The organism is Sulfuriferula plumbiphila, from assembly GCF_009938015.1.
Classification (GTDB): Bacteria; Pseudomonadota; Gammaproteobacteria; order Burkholderiales; family Sulfuriferulaceae; genus Sulfuriferula; species Sulfuriferula plumbiphila.
Genome location: NZ_AP021884.1, coordinates 1,203,901 through 1,223,344, shown reverse-complemented (window position 1 = coordinate 1,223,344; position 19,444 = coordinate 1,203,901). Strand labels below are relative to the sequence as shown.

21 protein-coding genes are annotated in these 19,444 nt (G+C 57.7%); 13 read left to right on the top strand and 8 right to left on the bottom strand.

Features of this window, described 5'->3' with window-relative positions; genetic code table 11:
- Positions 1 to 207 precede the first annotated feature (207 nt).
- The 13 genes from fliF to fliR all read left to right on the top strand — a co-directional run bounded on the left by fliF (position 208) and on the right by fliR (position 11,111).
- Complete coding sequence (fliF, locus tag GZH91_RS06505) at positions 208 to 1,878, top strand: flagellar basal-body MS-ring/collar protein FliF (protein ID WP_147070344.1); 1,671 nt, start codon at positions 208 to 210, stop codon at positions 1,876 to 1,878.
- Positions 1,868 to 2,866 (top strand): flagellar motor switch protein FliG, encoded by a 999-nt coding sequence (gene fliG, locus GZH91_RS06500; protein ID WP_147070346.1) that lies wholly within the window; start codon positions 1,868 to 1,870, stop codon positions 2,864 to 2,866. The genes fliF and fliG overlap by 11 nt, the downstream gene beginning before the upstream one ends.
- Complete coding sequence (locus tag GZH91_RS06495) at positions 2,859 to 3,509, top strand: flagellar assembly protein FliH (protein ID WP_147070348.1); 651 nt, start codon at positions 2,859 to 2,861, stop codon at positions 3,507 to 3,509. Before fliG ends, GZH91_RS06495 begins: the two co-directional genes overlap by 8 nt.
- On the top strand, positions 3,506 to 4,909 hold the full coding sequence (gene fliI, locus GZH91_RS06490) for a flagellar protein export ATPase FliI (RefSeq protein WP_147070350.1): 1,404 nt from the start codon (positions 3,506 to 3,508) through the stop codon (positions 4,907 to 4,909). Before GZH91_RS06495 ends, fliI begins: the two co-directional genes overlap by 4 nt.
- A 35-nt stretch (positions 4,910 to 4,944) precedes the next feature.
- Positions 4,945 to 5,385 carry a flagellar export protein FliJ gene (gene fliJ, locus GZH91_RS06485; protein ID WP_147070352.1) on the top strand — a complete coding sequence of 147 codons (441 nt, stop codon included), beginning with the start codon at positions 4,945 to 4,947 and terminating at the stop codon, positions 5,383 to 5,385.
- Positions 5,386 to 5,397: 12 nt separating this feature from the next.
- Positions 5,398 to 6,522, top strand: a complete 1,125-nt coding sequence (locus tag GZH91_RS06480; RefSeq protein ID WP_223264463.1) for a flagellar hook-length control protein FliK — start codon at positions 5,398 to 5,400, stop codon at positions 6,520 to 6,522.
- A gap of 309 nt (positions 6,523 to 6,831) precedes the next feature.
- A complete protein-coding gene (fliL, locus tag GZH91_RS06475; RefSeq protein ID WP_147070356.1) occupies positions 6,832 to 7,326 on the top strand; it encodes a flagellar basal body-associated protein FliL in 495 nt (164 codons plus the stop codon).
- Between the two features lie 4 nt (positions 7,327 to 7,330).
- Positions 7,331 to 8,332, top strand: coding sequence for a flagellar motor switch protein FliM (fliM, locus tag GZH91_RS06470; RefSeq protein WP_147070358.1), 1,002 nt, complete (start codon positions 7,331 to 7,333; stop codon positions 8,330 to 8,332).
- A 1-nt stretch (position 8,333) separates the two neighbouring features.
- Positions 8,334 to 8,792 carry a flagellar motor switch protein FliN gene (gene fliN / locus GZH91_RS06465; protein WP_371860351.1) on the top strand — a complete coding sequence of 153 codons (459 nt, stop codon included), beginning with the start codon at positions 8,334 to 8,336 and terminating at the stop codon, positions 8,790 to 8,792.
- Complete coding sequence (gene fliO / locus GZH91_RS06460; protein ID WP_147070360.1) at positions 8,789 to 9,202, top strand: flagellar biosynthetic protein FliO; 414 nt, start codon at positions 8,789 to 8,791, stop codon at positions 9,200 to 9,202. Before fliN ends, fliO begins: the two co-directional genes overlap by 4 nt.
- A gap of 97 nt (positions 9,203 to 9,299) precedes the next feature.
- A complete protein-coding gene (fliP, locus tag GZH91_RS06455) occupies positions 9,300 to 9,995 on the top strand; it encodes a flagellar type III secretion system pore protein FliP (RefSeq protein WP_371860352.1) in 696 nt (231 codons plus the stop codon).
- A gap of 10 nt (positions 9,996 to 10,005) precedes the next feature.
- On the top strand, positions 10,006 to 10,275 hold the full coding sequence (gene fliQ, locus GZH91_RS06450; protein WP_147070364.1) for a flagellar biosynthesis protein FliQ: 270 nt from the start codon (positions 10,006 to 10,008) through the stop codon (positions 10,273 to 10,275).
- Between the two features lie 44 nt (positions 10,276 to 10,319).
- The gene (gene fliR, locus GZH91_RS06445) at positions 10,320 to 11,111 is read left to right on the top strand and encodes a flagellar biosynthetic protein FliR (protein WP_147070366.1); all 792 of its coding nucleotides are present in this window, start codon (positions 10,320 to 10,322) and stop codon (positions 11,109 to 11,111) included.
- Positions 11,112 to 11,127: 16 nt separating this feature from the next.
- Here fliR and GZH91_RS06440 read toward each other — a convergent pair whose 3' ends face one another.
- From GZH91_RS06440 to GZH91_RS18245, 8 genes are all read right to left on the bottom strand, one after another.
- Entirely contained in the window at positions 11,128 to 12,159 is a 1,032-nt protein-coding gene (locus GZH91_RS06440) for a GGDEF domain-containing protein (RefSeq protein WP_147070368.1), read from the bottom strand.
- A 186-nt stretch (positions 12,160 to 12,345) separates the two neighbouring features.
- Positions 12,346 to 13,539, bottom strand: a complete 1,194-nt coding sequence (locus GZH91_RS06435; RefSeq protein WP_198415421.1) for an EAL and HDOD domain-containing protein — start codon at positions 13,537 to 13,539, stop codon at positions 12,346 to 12,348.
- Positions 13,540 to 13,789: 250 nt separating this feature from the next.
- Positions 13,790 to 14,443: a protein phosphatase CheZ gene (gene cheZ / locus GZH91_RS06430; RefSeq protein ID WP_371860353.1), complete on the bottom strand. Its 654-nt coding sequence runs from the start codon at positions 14,441 to 14,443 to the stop codon at positions 13,790 to 13,792.
- A gap of 28 nt (positions 14,444 to 14,471) precedes the next feature.
- Positions 14,472 to 14,870 (bottom strand): chemotaxis response regulator CheY, encoded by a 399-nt coding sequence (gene cheY, locus GZH91_RS06425; protein WP_147070375.1) that lies wholly within the window; start codon positions 14,868 to 14,870, stop codon positions 14,472 to 14,474.
- 102 nt (positions 14,871 to 14,972) lie between these two features.
- Positions 14,973 to 16,046: a protein-glutamate methylesterase/protein-glutamine glutaminase gene (locus GZH91_RS06420; RefSeq protein ID WP_147070377.1), complete on the bottom strand. Its 1,074-nt coding sequence runs from the start codon at positions 16,044 to 16,046 to the stop codon at positions 14,973 to 14,975.
- Between the two features lie 46 nt (positions 16,047 to 16,092).
- Positions 16,093 to 16,701 (bottom strand): chemoreceptor glutamine deamidase CheD, encoded by a 609-nt coding sequence (gene cheD / locus GZH91_RS06415; RefSeq protein ID WP_147070379.1) that lies wholly within the window; start codon positions 16,699 to 16,701, stop codon positions 16,093 to 16,095.
- Positions 16,698 to 17,570: a CheR family methyltransferase gene (locus tag GZH91_RS06410; RefSeq protein ID WP_147070381.1), complete on the bottom strand. Its 873-nt coding sequence runs from the start codon at positions 17,568 to 17,570 to the stop codon at positions 16,698 to 16,700. Before GZH91_RS06410 ends, cheD begins: the two co-directional genes overlap by 4 nt.
- A gap of 131 nt (positions 17,571 to 17,701) precedes the next feature.
- Positions 17,702 to 19,384, bottom strand: a complete 1,683-nt coding sequence (locus GZH91_RS18245; RefSeq protein WP_147070382.1) for a methyl-accepting chemotaxis protein — start codon at positions 19,382 to 19,384, stop codon at positions 17,702 to 17,704.
- Between the last annotated feature and the right edge of the window lie 60 nt (positions 19,385 to 19,444).

The window sequence follows — 19,444 nt, the reverse complement described above, 5'->3', positions numbered from 1 at the left end:
TTTCTACAACGCCACATTATCACGCAGTCGCCGCAGCCTCAGCCGGATAAGCGCCGGAAACAGTCCTCTATTCAATCAATTGAAATGCCGCGCCATGCTGATAATCGATGCTGAGGCGAGCACCCCGAATGGGTGAGGAAACAATATGAATCAAAACATCAAGAGCAGCCGAACAATCCATAACTGCAACGATTGCGGAGCTACATCATGCCTGTAGCAGGCGAAGCCGCTCTCCCTCCCAAGATCATGGGCCTGGCGCAGGGGCCGGGCGGACGCAAGTTTTTGCAGATGCTGGGCATTGCAGCCGTCATCGCCATCATGGCCGGTGTGTGGATGTGGAGCCAGCAGCCGGATTATCGCGTCCTGTTCTCCAATTTCAGCGACCGCGATGGCGGCGCCATCGTCGCTTCCTTGCAGCAGATGAATGTGCCCTACAAATTTGCCGAAGGCGGCGGGGCCATCCTGGTACCGGCAAACCAGGTATATGAGGCGCGTCTCAAGCTTGCCTCGCAAGGCCTGCCAAAAGGCGGCAATGTCGGTTTCGAGTTGATGGAAAACCAGAAACTGGGGGTGTCCCAATTCCTTGAACAGGTGAATTTCCAGCGCGCGCTGGAAGGTGAACTCGCGCGTTCGATCGAGTCAATCTCGGCGGTACAGTCGGCACGCGTGCTTCTCGCCCTGCCGAAAGCGTCGGTATTCGTACGCGAACAGCAGAAACCCACGGCATCGGTTTTGCTGAATCTGCAACCCGGCCGGGTACTGGATCAACAACAAGTCAGCGCGATCGTGCACCTTGTTGCCAGCAGCGTAGCGGAGCTGCCGACAAAAAACGTGACCATTGTTGACCAGAATGGCAACTTGCTCTCCGATACCAGCTCGAGCGCCGGCGCCAACGGCCTCGATCCCAGCCAGCTCAAATACATCCATGAACTCCAGCGCAGCATCGTCAAACGCGTTGAATCCATCATTACCCCGATTGTAGGTGCCAACAATGTGCACGCCGAGGCCACCGCCGACGTGGATTTTTCCCATAGCGAGCAGGCTGCTGAAACCTACAAGCCCAACCAGACACCCGACGCGGCTTCGGTACGCAGCCAGCAAACCAGTGAAACGATCAACGCGGGCAGTGCCAATGCAACGGGCGTGCCGGGCGCACTGTCCAATCAGCCACCCGCGCCTGCAACGGCCCCTATCAACGCGCCGGCTGCCAAGAATACGGCACCCGCGCCCGCCTCCACCAATCCGCCCACCAGCACACAAAAGGAATCCACGGTTAATTACGAGCTCGACAAAACCATCCGTTACGTACAGCAACCCATGGGTGGCCTGAAGCGCCTCTCGGTGGCGGTCGTCGTCAACTATAGAAACACCATCGACAAATCGGGCAAGGTCATCAGCCGGCCGCTCACTGCTGCAGAAAAGACACAGATCACGGACCTGGTAAAGGAGGCAATGGGCTACAACCAGCAACGCGGGGATACGCTGAACGTGGTCAACAGTCCATTTGCCGGGGCTGAAAAAGAAGCCATTCCCGAAGTGCCGCTATGGAAGCAACCTGAAAACATTCAACTCGCCAAGGATGCCGGCAAATACCTGATCGCCATCGCGGTGCTGCTCTACCTGTTTTTCCGTGTGCTCAAGCCGATGCTGCACAGATTATCCGGAGATGCGGACGCCCATGCTGCACTGCCAGCTCCCGGCGATGACGATGTGGTTCACATATCTCACATGCCTGCCGACGGTGAACTCATGGATCTGACCACGCACGGCGTGCTGGGCTACCAGCAGAACCTGGAAGTGGCCAAGCAACTGGCCAAGCAAGATCCGAAAATAGTAGCGAACGTGGTAAAGACCTGGGTAAACGGCAATGAGCAATGATATCGGCATAGAGAAGGGTGCTATCCTGATGCTCGCGCTGGGCCAGGACGAGGCTGCGGAAGTGATGAAATACCTCGGCCCGCGTGAAGTGCAGAAACTGGGGCAGGCCATGTCCGTGATGAAAACCATCGCACACGATCAGGTCGCCTCGGTGCTCAACGATTTTTGCCAGGAAGTAGGGCGCAGTTCATCGCTGGGCATCGACTCGGACGACTACATCCGCACCGTGCTGACCAAAGCCCTGGGCGATGACAAGGCCGCCTCGCTGCTCAACCGCATCCTCGGCGCCAGGGATGCCAGCGGCATAGAGAGCCTGAAGTGGATGGATGCGCCATCGGTGGCGGAGCTCATCCACAATGAACATCCGCAGATCATTGCTACTATCCTGGTGCATCTGGAGCGGGATCAGTCCTCCGATATATTAAAGAATTTCACCGAACGCCTGCGCAACGATGTGATGCTGCGTATCGCGACGCTGGATGGCGTACAACCGGCAGCGCTGCGCGAGCTTAACGACGTGCTCACCAAACTGCTCTCCGGCAACGAAAACCTCAAGAAAAAACCGATGGGAGGCATCCGCGTCGCTGCGGAAATCCTCAACTTCATGAGCGGTGATACCGAAACCTCCGTCATGGAAAGTCTGAAAAACTACGACGATGACATGGCGCAAAAGATCATGGACGAGATGTTCGTGTTCGACAACATCATGGACATCGATGATCGCGGCATCCAGCTCCTGTTGCGCGAAGTGCAGTCTGACGCGCTGATCGTTGCGCTCAAGGGCGCGGCGCCGGAACTGCGCGACAAGATATTCAAGAACATGTCGCAGCGCGCAGCCGAAATGATGCGTGAAGACCTCGAAGCCAAGGGGCCGGTGCGTTTGTCGGAGGTCGAGGCCCAGCAAAAAGAAATCCTGCAGATCGTGCGTCGCCTGGCCGACGAAGGCCAGCTGATGCTCGGCGCAAAAGGCGAGGACACCTATGTCTAACGTCGTCCCCAAGGAGCAGCAATCCGCTTACCAGCGCTGGGAAATGGCATCTTTCGACGATGCCCGGGTCACGCCGCAAGCAGCAAATTTATCCGCCGTTTCCCTGCCTACCGTCGATGAAATTTTAACAATTCGCGAACAGGCCCGGATTGAAGGTTATGCAGCGGGTGTTGCGGAAGGCCGCACTGCCGGACTCGCCGCAGGCCGCAGCGAGGCCACCGAAGAAAGGGCGCGCTTGCTGACCATCGCCGCAAGCTTTGCCACCGAGGTCGCGCAGGCAGATGAGCTGATCGCAAATGAGGTACTGGATCTGGCGCTTGATCTCGCCAAGGCAATGCTCAAGACCGCGCTGGACGTGCGCCCGGAACTCATTAACGCCATTGTCAGCGAAGCCATTCACTACCTGCCTGCCCTGCACCAGCCAGCACGGCTCTATCTCAATCCGAACGACCTGCTGCTGGTCAAAAACCAGATGGGGGACGAGCTCGACAAAACCGGCTGGCATTTGGCCGAAGACGCGCAACTGGAGCCTGGGGGCTGCCGCGTGGAAACCGCCCACAACCAGATCGACGCCTCGCTCTCGACGCGCTGGCAACGGATTGCCGCTGCCCTGGGCAAGGAATCGGACTGGCTTGCGTCATGACTTCCCCCCAGCCGCACAGTCAGCGCTGGAAAGCCTATCTGCGCGACTGCGGCGAGCTGCTGGCGATCGCAGAACCGATGCAGGTATCGGGACGCGTCACCCGTGTAGCCGGGCTGGTTATGGAAGCGGTGGGCCTGAAGTTGGCGGTGGGCAGTGCCTGTACTGTGCCGTTACCCAATGGCTCCAGGCTGGAAGCGGAAGTCGTGGGATTCGAGGGAGAGCGGCTGTTTCTGATGCCGCAAAGCGATGTTGAGGGCCTGGTTCCCGGCACGCGTGTATTTCCCGTGGAGGTCGTGCAAACCCTGCCCCGCCCCGGCCAGGTTACCCACCCGCGCCGGCGTCCCAGCGACCGTACGCGTCACCTGCCGGTTGGCGAGGAGCTGCTGGGCCGTGTTCTGGACGGCGCCGGCCGCCCGCTCGACAGCCTCGGGCCGCTGCGCGCCCAGCACACCGCGCCGCTCAATGTGCGCGCCGCCAACCCGCTGTCACGCGCACCCATTACCGACATACTCGATGTCGGCGTACGCGCCATCAACAGCATGCTGACCGTCGGACGCGGTCAACGCATGGGGCTGTTTGCCGGATCAGGCGTGGGCAAGAGCGTGCTGCTGGGGATGATGGCACGCTATACCAGCGCAGATGTGATTGTGGTCGGCCTGATTGGCGAACGCGGTCGCGAGGTCAAGGAATTCATCGAGCAGATTCTGGGCGCAGAAGGGATGGCGCGCGCGGTAGTCGTGGCCGCACCCGCCGACACGCCGCCGCTGATGCGCCTGCAGGGCGCAGCCTACGCCACTGCCATTGCCGAACATTTTCGCGATCAGGGCAGGCACGTGTTGCTGATTATGGATTCACTCACACGCTATGCCATGGCCCAGCGCGAGATCGCGCTGGCTATCGGCGAACCTCCCGCCACCAAGGGCTACCCGCCGTCCGTATTCGCCAGGCTGCCGGCACTGGTAGAACGCGCCGGCAATGGCAAAGACGGCGGCGGTTCGATTACTGCCTTCTATACCGTGCTCACCGAAGGCGACGACCAGCAAGACCCCATTGCCGATGCCGCACGCGCGATACTCGATGGACATATCGTGCTCAGCCGCACCCTGGCTGAAGGCGGACACTACCCCGCCATCGATATCGAGCAGTCCATCAGCCGTGCGATGCACACCATCACCACGCCGGAACACCTGCAACTCACACGCCGGCTGAAGCAGCTCTACTCGCGCTATGAACGCAGCCGCGATCTGATCAGCGTGGGTGCCTATACCGCGGGCACCGATCCGGTGCTGGACGAGGCTATTGCGCTGCACACCCGGATCGAATCATTTCTCCAGCAAAATATTCCCGAACGCGCCGGCATTACCGAGAGCTTGGGGCAACTTGCGGCTCTATTCGAGTGATTGACTGAATACCGTCAAAAATATAATCAACCACCATGACTACCCATTCCGCAATCCACACCCTCATTGAGCTGGCGACGAAAGACGCCGATGAGGCCGCCAAGCGGCTTGGTGCGGCGCTTCGTGCCAGCGAGGAAACCGGGCAGAAGCTCTCGCTGCTGCTGCAATACCGCGACGATTACGCCGCCCGCTGCCAGGCTGACCTGGCTTCGGGGCTGACAGCGACGGGATACCTCAACTTCCGCGTGTTTCTGGAAAAGCTCGACAATGCCATCGCCGGGCAGCGCGAAGTGGTACGTGAGGCACAAAAGCTGGTCGACGCGGCACGCAGGGTCTGGCAGGAAAATGAACGCAAGCGCATGTCATTCGGTACGCTGGCAACGCGTGCCAAAAAGCAGGCCCGGCAGCACGAAACACGGCGCGACCAGAAACTCACGGACGAACATGCCACCCGGCAAACACTTTACAAACGGTAAGCCACGATGACCATGACCCCGACAAATTCCGTGCAAGCCCAGTCCAGCCCGGCCCCTATGGACAAGCAGGCGAATGCCACGCCAGCGGAAGTACCGTTCAACCAGGTGCTGTCGGGCGAGATAACGAGCCGTCAAAATTCCGCCACGGCTGACAAAACTCCGGATAAGGGAGCCGACAGCGGAAATCGTCAGGATCAGCAGACCGCACCCCCAACCGGGAATTCAAGCGCCAAGGAGGCAAAACCGGCAGAAGCAGCCGACGCTCAGCTCAAAGACAGCAAGAACGGCACGGACAGTAATGCCGCACCTTCCGCATCGGCTGAATTACTGGCGCTGGTGGCCAATCTCAACCAGGCAGCAACAAAATCGGCTGAACCCGGCACATCCTCTCCTGTACTGGGCACCGCTCCTGCCGTTGGCATCGGCAAAGGCGTGTTGTCTGCCCGTTCCGGGGCGCAGAAATCCCAGATCGCCGTGCAGCCGGATGGCTCGTCTGAAAAAACGGCATCCCTCAAGCCGGAGCCTGCTTTCACTTCGCTGATCAAACAGGCGGGTGAATTAAAGCCGGCACTCGGTCAGGCTGCAATAAAACTCGACGCGGCCAAAATACAGGATATTCCGCTGGGTACTGCACCTGCAGCACTGTCACCGTTACAGCAAGCTTCTCTCAATATTGCGCAGGCGGCAGCCGGACATCCCAGCGAAAAATTGACGCCAAGTGTGGGGACAGCGGCATGGGATCAGGCACTCGGCCAAAAAATCGTCTGGATGGCGGGGGGCGCCCAGCAGAGCGCGTCACTGACCCTCAATCCGCCCGACCTCGGGCCGCTGCAAGTGGTGTTGCACGTATCCAACGATCAGGCCAATGCGACTTTCATTTCGGCACAACCCGAAGTGCGTCAGGCACTCGAAGCCGCCCTGCCAAAACTGCGCGAAATGATGGGCGACGCAGGCATCCAGTTAGGCCAAAGCACGGTGAGCGCGGGCACCCCCAACCAGCACGATGCCTCCGGCGGATCGTCTCGGCATGCGTCTCCGGGTTTGCGCGAAGCAGACGGCACAATAGACAGTGCCACCCGGGTTGGACACAGTCAGATACGGATGACGGGCCTGGGCATGGTCGATACCTTCGCGTAACGCGCAGGAAGGCATTGAACCCCGGAAAAGCAGTTAACCATTACGGAGCGCACGGGGAACACTGGGGAAGGCGAAATCCAAGACACTTCCCTGGGCTTGATTTTTACCTTTCCATTTTTGCTTTTTGCCTTCTTTGTGTTCCCCGTGATCCGTGCTTCAAAAGCCGTGTTTTAGTTGAATCCAGGCGCCAAGAAAGCCAAAGACACGGATATACGCCCACTTCCCCCCTCTTTTCCCCGCATCCAGATTTGCATTTTTTCTCAATAATGAACACACCCGATATATTCATGCAGGACTAGAGGAATAAAAATGGCAAAAGCGCCACCCAAACCCGAGCCAAAAGCCCAAGTTCCCGCGGTCAAATCGAAAAAACCGCTGTTCCTGATACTGGGCGTCGCCGTGCTCGTGCTGGGCGGCGCAGGCACCGCTGGCTGGTATTTCATCCAGCCGCAAAGCGCCCATTCCCGGGCCAATGCCGAGCTGCCCAAACCGCCGGTGTTCATCAACATGGAGCCGTTCACCGTCAACCTGCAGTCGGAAGACTCCGACAAATTTCTGCAGACTGCCTTTACCCTGCAGGTAAAGGATGATGCCCAGGTGGAGCTCATCAAACTGCATATGCCACAAGTGCGCAGCCGCCTGCTGATGCTGCTTTCCAGCCAGAAAGCAGCGGAAATCCTGACCCCGGAAGGCAAGAATAAACTTGCCCGGGAAATCATCGCACAGGCCAACAAACCCTTCGAACCCAAAGCCGCATCACAGAGTGTTACCGGCGTGTTCTTCACATCGTTCGTGATCCAGTAGCACCATGTCGGACAGCTTTCTTTCCCAGGAAGAGGTGGATGCCCTGCTCAAGGGCGTCACCGGCGAGCCGGATGAGGTCCAGGTACCGGTAGACACTTCGGCAGTGCGTCCCTACAACCTGGCCACCCAGGAACGTATCGTGCGCGGCAGGATGCCGACGCTCGAAATCATCAACGAGCGCTTTGCCCGGCTGTTCCGGATCGGCCTGTTCGGCTTCCTGCGGCGCAGCGCCGAAGTGTCGGTGGGTCCGGTACGCGTTTCCAAGTACAGCGAATTCATCCGCAACCTGATGGTGCCCACCAACCTTAATCTGGTGCAGATGAAACCATTGCGCGGTACTGCCTTGATGGTGTTTGATCCGGGCCTGGTGTTTCTGCTGGTAGACAATCTTTTTGGCGGTGATGGACGTTTTCACACGCGTGTCGAGGGCCGGGATTTTACCCAGACAGAGCAGCGCATCATCCAGCGCATCCTGGATATCGTTTTTGAAACTTATGCGAAATCCTGGGAGTTTGTGTATCCGGTTGAATTCGAATTCATCCGCTCGGAAATGAATACCCAGTTTGCCAATATCGCCACCCCCAACGAAGTGGTGGTGGCAACCACCTTCACGGTAGAGCTTGGTTCTGCCAGCGGCGAGATGCATTTTTGCACACCCTACTCGATGATCGAGCCCATCCGCGACATCCTCACCAGCAGCTTGCAGGGCGAGACGATGGAGGTAGACAAACGCTGGACGCGCCTGATGACGCAACAGATTCAAAGCGCGGAAGTCGAGATCGTCACTGACCTGGGCACCTCGAGGGTGACGCTGGGCGACATTCTGAACATGCAGGTGGGCGACGTGATTCCTTTCGCCATCCCGGAAACCGTAACCGCGAAAGTCGACGGCGTTCCGGTGATGGATTGCAGTTACGGCATACTCAATGGCCAGTATGCGTTACGTGTCGAGAAGCTTCTGACCCAGAGCCCCAATGAATCCATTCAAGGAGAACAACATGGCTGAAATGGAGCAAGCAGGGATGGGCGGCGTGCCGCCCAACTCGCAAAATGCAGATACCCAGACAATTGCCGAAGACGATTGGGGTGCCGCCATGGCCGAACAGGCCGTGGCCGAAACAGAAGCAGCCACATTGCAGCCTCAGGCTGCGAGTCCGACCATTTTTAAGGAATTTGCCAGCAAAGGCACCAAGGGCGAAACCCACAACGACATCGACTTCATTCTCGATATTCCAGTGCAGCTCACAGTAGAGCTGGGACGCACCAAGATTGCAATTAAAAACCTGCTGCAACTGGCGCAAGGTTCAGTGGTCGAGCTTGACGGTCTCGCCGGAGAACCGATGGACGTGCTCGTCAACGGCTGCCTGATCGCACAGGGTGAAGTGGTGGTGGTGAACGACAAATTCGGCATCCGCCTGACCGACATCATCACGCCGGCTGAGCGCATTCGCAAACTCAACAAATGAAACACATCGCCGTCATTCCGGCCGCATGGCTGTGGTTCTCCTCCACCGCCAGCGCCGCCGTGCAACCCGATGCGGCCTCGACTGGCGGTCTGTTCCAGGTATTGCTGGGACTGATTCTGGTACTCGGATTGATGGCCGCCCTGGCCTGGACGCTCAAGCGCTTCGGCGCAACGCGGGCGGCTGGCGATGCTGCCATCAGGATCGTTGGCGGCGTCAGCGTGGGCGGGCGCGAGCGGGTGCTCATCATCGAGGCGGCGGATCAGTGGATCGTCGTTGGCGTGGCTCCCGGACGCGTCAATGCACTCGCAACCATGCCACGCCAGGAGCATGCCGCACCCATGGCGGCACCTGTCGCGAAAAACTTTTCCACCTGGCTCAAACAGACTGTGGAAAAACGCAATGCCCATTAACTGCCCGGGTGCCCGCAACAATGCTTTGCAACATCTGGCCAGAACAGCCTTGCGGGTGCTGAGATTCCTGCTGCCACTGGCCTTGCTGGGCGTACCCATGCTGGCCGCAGCAGAGCCGGCTGGCCTGCAGGCATTCACCAGCACCCCCACCCCCGGGGGCGGACAGGCCTACACGCTGAGCCTGCAAACCCTGCTGCTGCTGACAGCGCTTTCTTTCCTGCCGGCCGCCCTGCTGATGATGACCAGCTTCACGCGCATCATCATTGTACTGTCTTTGCTGCGCCAGGCACTGGGCACACAGTCGGCGCCACCCAACCAGGTGATGATCGGCCTGGCGCTGTTTCTCACCCTGTTCGTGATGAGCCCGGTTTTTGACAAGATTTACGTGGATGCTTACCAGCCATTGTCGGAGAACAAAATCTCCATGACCCAGGCGCTGGACAAAGGCGTTGCACCTCTGAAAACTTTCATGCTGAAGCAGACCCGTCAGGCTGATCTGGCATTGTTCGTGAAACTTTCCAATGGCCCGGCTTTGCAGGGGCCGGAAGACGTGCCGCTGCGCGTGCTCATCCCCGCTTTCATCACCAGCGAATTGAAAACCGCTTTCCAGATTGGCTTCGCCATCTTCATCCCGTTCCTGATCATCGACATGGTGGTGGCCAGCGTGCTCATGTCCATGGGCATGATGATGGTGTCGCCCGCGATTGTCGCACTCCCGTTCAAGCTGATGCTGTTCGTCCTGGTGGATGGCTGGCAGCTGCTGCTCGGCTCACTCGCCCAAAGTTTTTACTGAGGAAAGTATTATGACCCCGGAAAGCGTCATGACCCTTGGCCACCGCGCCGTGGAAGTCACCCTGATGGTAGCCGCCCCCATGCTGCTGGTGGCACTGATCATCGGTCTGATCGTGAGCATTTTCCAGGCAGCGACGCAGATCAACGAAATGACCCTGTCGTTCATTCCCAAACTGGTGGGCATTTTCGTGGCCCTGGTGGTGGCGGGGCCGTGGATGCTGTCCGTCATGCTCGATTACATGCGCGAAATATTCACCAGCATACCAGCCCTGGCGGGCTAGATATTCGTTGTTAAAGGCTTTTTTCCAGGCTGATTCTTGCTCCAATGATTACCCTTACCAGCGCCGAGCTGAATACCTGGATTGCCGCACTGCTGTGGCCGCTTACCCGAATTCTCGGGCTGATTGCCGTGGCCCCTGTGTTTGGCAATACCAGTGTGCCGGTGCAGATCAAAATCGGTCTCGGCGTCATGCTCGCGCTGATCGTGGCACCGACCCTCCCGGCGTTGCCCGCCACTGATCCGATGTCCCTCCCGGGCCTGCTGATTCTGGTGCAGCAGCTCATTATCGGTCTCGGCATGGGTTTCGCGATGCGCATCATCTTTGCCGCGGTGGAAATGGCCGGGACAATCACCGGCATGACCATGGGTCTGAGCTTTGCAAGCTTTTTCGACCCGCAATCGCAGGGGCAATCAAACTCCATCAGCCAATTCCTGGTGCTATTGGCAACACTGGCTTTTCTGGCTGTTAACGGTCACCTGCTGCTGCTGGCAGCGCTGGCACACAGCTTCTCCACCCTGCCCATTTCTGCTTCACCCCTGGGGGGTCAGATGTTCAGACAGATTGCGGACTGGGGAGGAATAATCTTCAGCGCAGGTATCCAGCTATCACTGCCCATGGTAGCGGCTTTGCTCATCACCAATATCGCGCTGGGCATACTGTCGCGCGCTGCACCCCAGCTCAATCTGTTCGGTATCGGATTCCCGGTCACGCTGACTGTCGGCTTTGTCGTCATCGGTCTCACCCTGCCCTATCTGGCCACCCCGCTGGAGCGCCTGTTTCAGCAAGGCATCGAGATGGCCGGGCAGATGGTGGCAGTTGCATCCGGGACGCGCTGACCGGCCCCCGTCCGGATTAAAACAATTCGATGTCGCCCTGGGAAGGCACCATGCCGGTCAGCTTGCCTTCCTGCAGCAGCCTTTCATAGGCGCATACCTGGTTGCGTCCGTTTTCCTTTGCATAGTACAGCGCCTGGTCCGCCTGCCCGATAATGGTGGTCGGCAAGTCCTGTTCACTTATGGTTACCGCGCCGACACTGGCCGTGATATTGCCTACCTGGGGAAAATGATAGGCCTCTACCGCCTTTCTGAAGCGTTCCAGGACGGCCAGCCCCGTGGTCAAATCGACTTCTTTGAGGACAACCACAAACTCCTCCCCACCGTAGCGGAAAAGCTGATCGTCATCGCGAAAGGTGCGGCTCATGATTTGCGCAAACAGCAGCAACACTTCATCGCCGTATAGATGGCCGAACTGGTCATTTACTTTCTTGAAGTGATCGATATCCAGGATGGCCAGACAACATTGCATTGCTTTATTATCCGCCGCGCGACGCTGGCCGGCACGGTGCGCTGCCATGATCGCCATGATGCGCTCGTCAAAGGTTTTCCGGTTCAACAGGCCGGTCAGGGTATCGTGCTCGCTATCATTGATCAGCTGCAGATAATTTTGATAAATATGCAAGAAGCTGGCCGCCACTTCCTGGTCTTTTTCCACAAAAGCGCCACTCCTGACGGTCAAAAACCCGGCGATGCCGTTCACGCCGGCTATCGGATGGATCACTCTCACGCCGCTCCCATCATCCTCAGTGGATACAAGTTGTTGTCCCGTGGTGAAGCATTGCATCAAGTCGGGGTCGTCCTCGACACAACGCGGAATGATGTGCTTTTCTGCTTCCGGCACACGGCCTCGATGAGCGGAGTCAGCATCAACAAGCAGCCTGAGCATTTGCTTGCCGGATTCCCCGGATATTTCAAACAACATGATCTGACTTGCTGGAATAAGCCCTTGCAAGGTCTTGATCAGGCATATTTCCAGCGAATGCTGGTCGCGCAGTGAAGTCAACCTGACTACGGATTCAAGTAGATGCGAAGTATTATATTTTGTCATGCGCCGCACTCCATGAGCCACCTGGAATTACTGGAAATCGTCCAAAATTTTCCCTGATTATTCCTTATATTGGTAACTTTTTGGGCAATTAATCCATTGTTTGGCTATCCAACCAGCAAGCCTGCACTCGCTGGATTGCATGACAAATTCATCAAGCGTGACCACTGGTGGTGGAGCTGGCCCTGATTACACGTCCATATTTTGCGCCCACGCGAGTGCCGACAGATGTTTCTGGCTGACCTGGGCGGCATCAATCTGTAGAGAGGCAGCCAGCCTTCCTGCACAACCGGTACCCCGTTCACAGGCTTCGGCAAGGGCCAGAAAGTCGCCATATATCCCTTCACGGGTCAGTAAAGCCTGCGACATCGCTTCGGGCAGCTGAATCTTGTCCAGCACCTCTCCCATCGACATGCCTAGCAGCCGGTCCAGCAGGGAAAACAAACCTGCGACAAAGAGATTATCCGTCTCGGCCTTGGGCAGAAAAGTATCGCCAAGCAGCTCAGCCAGCCGACCACGGATAATTGCTGTCTGCATCAGCAGCTGAGCAGTCTTGCTGGTGCCGGCGGTCGCCAGCAACAATGATAGCCAGCGATAAAGCGGGGTGTAGCCAAGTACCTGAACTGCGTGACGCAGTGACTCTATCTCACAACCAAGACCGAATCCCGCCGAGTTGATAAAGCGCAATAATTTGTAGGAAACGACGGGGTCGCGTTTCAGCACAAGCTCGATCTGGCGCACGTCCGCGTTCTTTCTGACCATCTCCAGCAGCTCCACAATCAACACTTGTGAGGTGTTCAAGCCTTTGGACGCGCTATCTGGCCGGGGCATCAGATGGAAAGGGCCAGCCAGCAAATCAAAGCCAAGCGATACGCAGGCGTCGTAGTCATGCCAGCCAGCGATGTGCCGCGCCACCTTGTGCACTGGCAGGTGTTTGATCAAGGCATATTGCTTGGCTTGCACGGCGAAATCGGTCTTGCTGACAGATATCTCGATATGGGTAACCAGAGAAAAGAGCGCCTTGTCCGGTTCTGCCAACCCCGTCCAGCGCAGTGAGATACCAAAACCCCGCTTACGCAGTGCCCGCAGCGCGGCTACGGTGCCGACATCCGCACAATCGCTCGCGTTTATCACAAGCACAATGTTGTTGGCCGGCAGGGCTGTGAGCACATCGGCCAAAAGAAGTGCTGGCGCGGCTTCCAGGAACAAGACATGATCACCGAGGCGCCAGCCAGCCTGCTCATTATTGATTGCGGCGGCAACCAGGCCAGCCAGCGTTGTGGGGTTCATTGCAGCTGACCTGCAAGCATCAATCTCGGCCTGTTGCCAGGCAAGCGCGTATCCGATAATGCGCTGCTGCGCATCCAGCAGCGGCTCGCGCACGACGACATTCATTTCAGGCATGGGCTAGTCAACATTGTATTGGGTAGGGGAATGACTCCGGCGCGGCGCAACCCCGTTCCGACCTTTGCTAAAAACGACAATTTAACCATGGGGAAACAAAAAAGCAAAAGGCAAAATCCAAGATACCTCCCGGGGCGTGATTGCCACCTTTCCATTTTTGCCTTTCGCCTTCATTGTTTCCCCCGTGCTCGCCGTGACCGCCGTGGCCAAATGGGATTTTTGAGTTTATTCAAAAACCGAGACTGTCCAGCAGGTCGTCCACCTGCCCCTGGTCAGCAACCACATCGCTATTGCCAGCAGGATTAATCTGCGGGCCATTGAGCAGTCCGTTGCCAGCATCCCGTCGCACCTCCGCAGAGGCAGGCGCATAGTCAATGAGCAGCTGCACGAGTTGCTGCTCCAGGTGGTGCGCAAGTTCAGTCACTCTGCGGATAACCTGACCGGTAAGGTCCTGGAAATCCTGCGCCATCATGATATCCAGAAGCTGCTGCTTGGTTGCGCTGGTGTCGTGGCGCATGTCAGCCAGGCACTGCATGGTAAGCGTGGCCATGTCGCGGTAATCCGCCTCCGAAAAGGGTGCTTTCAGAACCGTGTGCCAGCCATTCAGAACTTCGCCGGCACCCGCATCTATCCTCTCCTGCAAGGGTATTGCGGTATCGGTGGCGTTCAGCACCCGCTGAGCAGCCTGTTCGGTCATGCGTGCGACATAGTTCAGACGTTCCCTGACATCGGGAATGTCATGCGTCGCCTTTTCCAGAACCTTGTCGAAACCCAGTTCACGCAGGCTCTCGTGCAGGCTCCGCGTCATCTGGCCAATGCGCGCCATGACCTCGTCATGCTGGCCGGGCTCGGAACCCTTGGCTTGGTAAGCGACAGCATCCAGCGTCACATGCGGGAGTAGTGTATTCACATCAGGCTCCCACTTTTTCAAGTTTCTCGAAAATCTTGGCGAGTTTCTCGTCGAGTGTAACGGCTGTGAATGGTTTGACCACGTAGCCACTGGCACCGGCCTGCGCCGCTGCGATAATGTTTTCCTTTTTTGCTTCTGCGGTGACCATCAGCACCGGGAGCTTTGCCAGCGCCGCATCTGCGCGGATTTCCTTCAGCATGGTGAGTCCATCCATGTTGGGCATGTTCCAGTCGGACACGACGAAATCAAAATTGCCTGCCCTCAGTTTGGCCAGCCCATCGACCCCGTCTTCCGCCTCTTCGACGTTGGAATAGCCAAGCTCTTTGAGCAGGTTGCGCACGATGCGGCGCATGGTTGAAAAATCGTCAACAACCAGGAATTTGGTATTCGGATCAGCCATGAATTGCTCCATTGATTCTATTAACTTGGTTAATCGGTTATCGGCAGCTGCGCACCGAACTTAAGCGAAAAACCGAACGGAAAACCCCGGTGTTGGGGTGGATCAGACCCGCAATGCGCGGCTGGAATGCGCTGCAAAATAAGCCAGCATTCTGCCTGGCAACTCATTCAGCGGTCCAACCTCATGCGTGGCGCCAACAGCAATTGCTTCCCGTGGCATGCCAAATACGACACATGTGGACTCATCCTGGGCAAAGTTATACGCGCCGGCATTTTTCATTTCCAGCATCCCTGCTGCGCCATCCTTGCCCATGCCGGTGAGGATGACCCCAACCGCGTTCTTGCCGGCGCTGACTGCTGCGGAACTGAACAGCACATCCACCGAGGGGCGATGACGGTTCACCGGCGGTCCCTGATCGAGTTTGGTCATGTAGTTTGCGCCGCTGCGCACAAGCAGTAAATGGGAATGCCCCGGTGCGATGTAGGCATGACCCGGCAGCACCCGTTCGCCCTCTTCGGCTTCTTTGACGGATATTTTGCACAGTTTGTCGAGCCGGTTTGCAAATGACCGGGTGAATCCCTCCGGCATATGCTGGGTGACCAGGATGCCGGGACAGTCCGAGGGCATCTGCATGAGGAATTCCTTGATGGCCTCGGTGCCGCCGGTGGAGGCGCCGATGATGATCAGTTTTTCACTGCTGGTGAGCGGATTGCGGATTGGAGCCAGCGCCTCGCCATGAGTGCCATGTGCTCCCGCAACAAGCATGCGTGGTTTGATGTTTGCCCTCGATGCGATGCGGATTTTCTCTGCAATCAAGTTCGTATACTCGCGCATACCGCTCTGGATGGATAGCTTCGGTTTGGTCACGAAATCCACGGCGCCCAGTTCCAGCGCGCGCAGGGTGATTTCCGACCCGTTCTCGGTCAGCGACGACACCATGACCACTGGCATCGGCCGCAGCCGCATGAGTTTCTCGAGGAAATCCAGGCCGTCCATTTTCGGCATTTCCACGTCAAGCGTGAGCACATCAGGATTGGTCTGTTTTATCAGTTCGCGCGCAACAATGGGGTCAGGCGCCACGCCCACCACTTCCATGTCCCACTGGCTATTGATGATCTCGCTCATCACGCCGCGGATCAGCGCCGAATCATCCACAATCAGAACTTTTATTTTCATGCAGCCTGCTTTCCGGGCATCGCCCTCGTACGTTGAGGCCTGGCGATCAAAAAAGATCGATATCGCCGCTCACCTGGCTGGTTCTTAACCGGATTGCGTAGTCCTGCTCCCGCTTCACCAGCGTGTAGTTGTTGAGTTGCTTGAGTTTCTTGACCAGTACCTTGCCGGTGCGCGGAAAGAAATACACTTTGCGCGGATGGATATCGTTCAGATCCTCGGCCGTGATGCGCACATTCTCGGCGCGCAGGTAGTCGCGCACGAACAGGGCATTGCGTTCACCCACGTTGATGGTGGTAAAACCGCGCAGCACATTGCCGCCGCCAAACACCTTCGCCTCCAGGTTTTCACGTCGCGCACCCGCCTTGAGCAGCTCGTTGATCAACACCTCCATGGCATAGGCGCCATAACGCATCGATGCGGACAACGGACTGTCGGCGTCATTCCCGCTGTCCGGCAGCATGAAGTGGTTCATGCCACCCACACCCGAGACACGATCACGAATGCACGCCGCCACACAGGATCCCAGCACGGTGACAATGAGCATCTCCTTGCCGGTAAAGTAGTATTCACCTGGCAGTATCTTCGCCGCATCACAAGCGAACGTCCGGTCATAGTAAATATTGGTCGCAAAATGCTCTTCGATTGCAGGGTTCATGTGTCGCTTCTCATGCCAGCTGCGCTGCGACGCTGGTCCAGCTCGTACACTGTCTTGCCGCGCAGCCTGAACGCATCGGATGCGTACAGGAAATTTTCGGAGTGCCCGGCAAACAACAAGCCCTGCGGCTTCATCAGAGGTGCAAACCGGGACAGAATTTTACCCTGGGTAGGCTTATCGAAATAGATCATTACGTTGCGGCAGAATATGGCATCGAATGGGCCCGCAATCGGCCAGTCGTTTCCCAACAGGTTAAGCTGTTTGAATGATACCAGCTGGCGAAGTTCAGGGCGTACCCGCACCAGGCCTGCCCGCTCGCCCTTGCCTTTCAGGAAAAAGCGCTTGGCGCGATCCTTCGGCATCTTGTCCAGCCTGTCGATTGCATAAACGCCATTGGCCGCGGTCTCGAGCACGTTTGTATCGATATCCGTTGCCACGATGGTCACGGGGGGGGTGAGTGTATCAAACGCTTCGCATAGCGTCATGGCGATCGAGTAGGGCTCTTCCCCGGTCGAGCTGGCCGAACACCAGACCGCCAGCGGCTCTTTCATCTTGCGCATGTGCTCCGCCAGAATCGGGAAATGGTGTGCCTCGCGAAAGAATGATGTCAGATTGGTGGTCAAGGCATTGGTGAATGCCTCCCATTCGTCGCCGCCGCGCCCGCTTTCCAGCGCATCGAGATATTCCGTGAAAGAGGTCATTCCCTTTGCCCGCAGGCGTCGCGCCAGACGGCTGTAGACCATTTCCTGCTTGCTTTCGCCAAGCGAAATCCCGGCTTGCCGGTAAATCATGGCACGCACTCTGGCAAAATCGCGAGGCGTGAATTCGAATACCTTGTCGGGATCCGATTTATTCTGCGCAGCCTTCATGCTGAGATTTTCCTTAACGCCCGGTTGCACCGAACGATCATTTATCAGGGAATCCGACCGAGCGCGAACGCGGGTCTGATATCAACTTATGCATGAGAACCGCCAACCATGGTCCAGACATCGTGTTCCGGTTAAAACTCTTCCCACTCCTCGCTGCTGCTCCCGCCGACAGCCAGTTTTTTAGGCTTGACGGCCATTCGGGCTGGCGCTGCCTTGGGCTTTGGCCGCATTTGGCTGTGCAGGACCGGGATGTCCATCTGGGCGCTACGGGCCGGCTGGCTTCCTCCTCCCAGATTAAACACGCTCACTGCCTGCGCCAGCTTGCCGGCCTGTTCCTGCAGGCTCTCCGCCGCCGCCGCGGCCTGCTCCACCAGCGCGGCGTTCTGCTGCGTGGCTTCGTCCATCTGACCCACTGCCTGGTTGACCTGCTCGATGCCGGCGCTCTGTTCCTGGCTCGCTGCGGCAATCTCGCCCATGATGTCGGTGACCCGCTTCACTGAGTTGACGATCTCTTCCATGGTCTTGCCGGCTTCGTCCACCAGTTTGCCGCCAATGTCGACTTTGTCGACGGAGTCTTCGATCAGGGATTTGATTTCCTTGGCGGCACCCGCCGAACGTTGCGCCAGGTTGCGCACTTCCGCCGCCACCACGGCAAAGCCGCGTCCCTGTTCGCCGGCGCGCGCCGCTTCCACCGCCGCGTTCAAGGCCAGGATGTTGGTCTGGAAGGCAATGCCGTCGATCACGCCGATGATGTCGGATATCTTGCGTGAGCTGTCTTTGATGGAAGCCATGGTGTCGACCACTTTGTCCACAACCTGGCCGCCCTTGACCGCTACATCGGCGGCAGAGACCACGAGCTGATTGGCCTGACGCGCGTTCTCGGCGTTCTGCTTCACCGTGCTGGTGAGTTCTTCCATCGAGCTGGCGGTCTCTTCCAGCGAGCTCGCCTGCGATTCGGTACGGCCTGACAGATCGGCGTTGCCCGAGGCAATCTGGCGCGAAGCCACCGCGATGGTCTCGGTTGACTGCCTGATGCCGCCGATCGTCGCGGTCAGGTTCTCACGCATCGCATTCATGGCAAACAGCAGGCTGCTATTGTCACCTCTCGCAACGGCAATTTCCCGGGAAAAGTCTCCGGCAGATATCGCGCGTGCAACTTCGACTGCATATACGGGTTCACCGCCCAGCTGCTTCATGATGTGACGGATCAGCCAGAACACGATCCCCGCGCCCACGATCACCGCTGCCAGCATCAGCACCAGCGCGATGACCAGCATGCGCTGGCTAAATGCGGCCATCTGCGCCTTGGTGTTTTCTACAGCAGCGTTCTTGGCCTTGATGTAATCCCGTAAACGTATCCGGATATTGCGCCACACCGGGGTTTCTTCCTTGCTGACTGCCTCAATGGCCGCAGCCTGGTTCACACCTGCGAGGGAAAGGATTTTGGCCTGAATCGGAATTTGCTGCTCGCGCAGTGCCGCCACGTCTTCCAGGACTTTCTGGTCGGGTGGATCCAGTTTATCGATGGACAGGGCCTTTTGATTGGTTTCCTTGAACTCTTTGCCCGCCATGTCCAGATTCTGGTAGGCCATCTTGTTGGCCGGATCTATGACAATGTTGCGCACCGCCTGCCCGATTTGCAGCCCTTGGGCATACAGGTTGGTTGCAGCCTGCGAGAGCGCGAGATCGTGTTCCAGGAAGCCCTCGAACCGGTTCTTGGTGCTCTGCATTCCCGTCAGCGCCACGCCGATCGCAACGCTGAAAAGCAGGAACACCAGCCCCATGCTCAAAATGATCTTTGTTTTTAACTTCATATTCATGTTTGCAAATCCCTTTTCATCCAAATTTAATCTACTGTTACCGGGATTTACGGT

Coding starts and splice junctions, on each gene's coding strand:
- GZH91_RS06410 (WP_147070381.1), bottom strand. CDS start 17,570: ATGAAGGCTGCGCAGAATAAATCGGATCCCGACAAGGTATTCGAATTC.
- fliR (WP_147070366.1), top strand. CDS start 10,320: ATGATTACCCTTACCAGCGCCGAGCTGAATACCTGGATTGCCGCACTG.
- GZH91_RS06480 (WP_223264463.1), top strand. CDS start 5,398: ATGACCCCGACAAATTCCGTGCAAGCCCAGTCCAGCCCGGCCCCTATG.
- cheY (WP_147070375.1), bottom strand. CDS start 14,870: ATGGCTGATCCGAATACCAAATTCCTGGTTGTTGACGATTTTTCAACC.
- fliJ (WP_147070352.1), top strand. CDS start 4,945: ATGACTACCCATTCCGCAATCCACACCCTCATTGAGCTGGCGACGAAA.
- fliL (WP_147070356.1), top strand. CDS start 6,832: ATGGCAAAAGCGCCACCCAAACCCGAGCCAAAAGCCCAAGTTCCCGCG.
- fliG (WP_147070346.1), top strand. CDS start 1,868: ATGAGCAATGATATCGGCATAGAGAAGGGTGCTATCCTGATGCTCGCG.
- fliQ (WP_147070364.1), top strand. CDS start 10,006: ATGACCCCGGAAAGCGTCATGACCCTTGGCCACCGCGCCGTGGAAGTC.
- GZH91_RS06440 (WP_147070368.1), bottom strand. CDS start 12,159: ATGACAAAATATAATACTTCGCATCTACTTGAATCCGTAGTCAGGTTG.
- fliO (WP_147070360.1), top strand. CDS start 8,789: ATGAAACACATCGCCGTCATTCCGGCCGCATGGCTGTGGTTCTCCTCC.
- fliM (WP_147070358.1), top strand. CDS start 7,331: ATGTCGGACAGCTTTCTTTCCCAGGAAGAGGTGGATGCCCTGCTCAAG.
- GZH91_RS06420 (WP_147070377.1), bottom strand. CDS start 16,046: ATGAAAATAAAAGTTCTGATTGTGGATGATTCGGCGCTGATCCGCGGC.
- fliF (WP_147070344.1), top strand. CDS start 208: ATGCCTGTAGCAGGCGAAGCCGCTCTCCCTCCCAAGATCATGGGCCTG.
- GZH91_RS06495 (WP_147070348.1), top strand. CDS start 2,859: ATGTCTAACGTCGTCCCCAAGGAGCAGCAATCCGCTTACCAGCGCTGG.
- fliP (WP_371860352.1), top strand. CDS start 9,300: ATGCTGGCCGCAGCAGAGCCGGCTGGCCTGCAGGCATTCACCAGCACC.
- fliI (WP_147070350.1), top strand. CDS start 3,506: ATGACTTCCCCCCAGCCGCACAGTCAGCGCTGGAAAGCCTATCTGCGC.
- fliN (WP_371860351.1), top strand. CDS start 8,334: ATGGAGCAAGCAGGGATGGGCGGCGTGCCGCCCAACTCGCAAAATGCA.
- cheD (WP_147070379.1), bottom strand. CDS start 16,701: ATGAACCCTGCAATCGAAGAGCATTTTGCGACCAATATTTACTATGAC.
- GZH91_RS18245 (WP_147070382.1), bottom strand. CDS start 19,384: ATGAAGTTAAAAACAAAGATCATTTTGAGCATGGGGCTGGTGTTCCTG.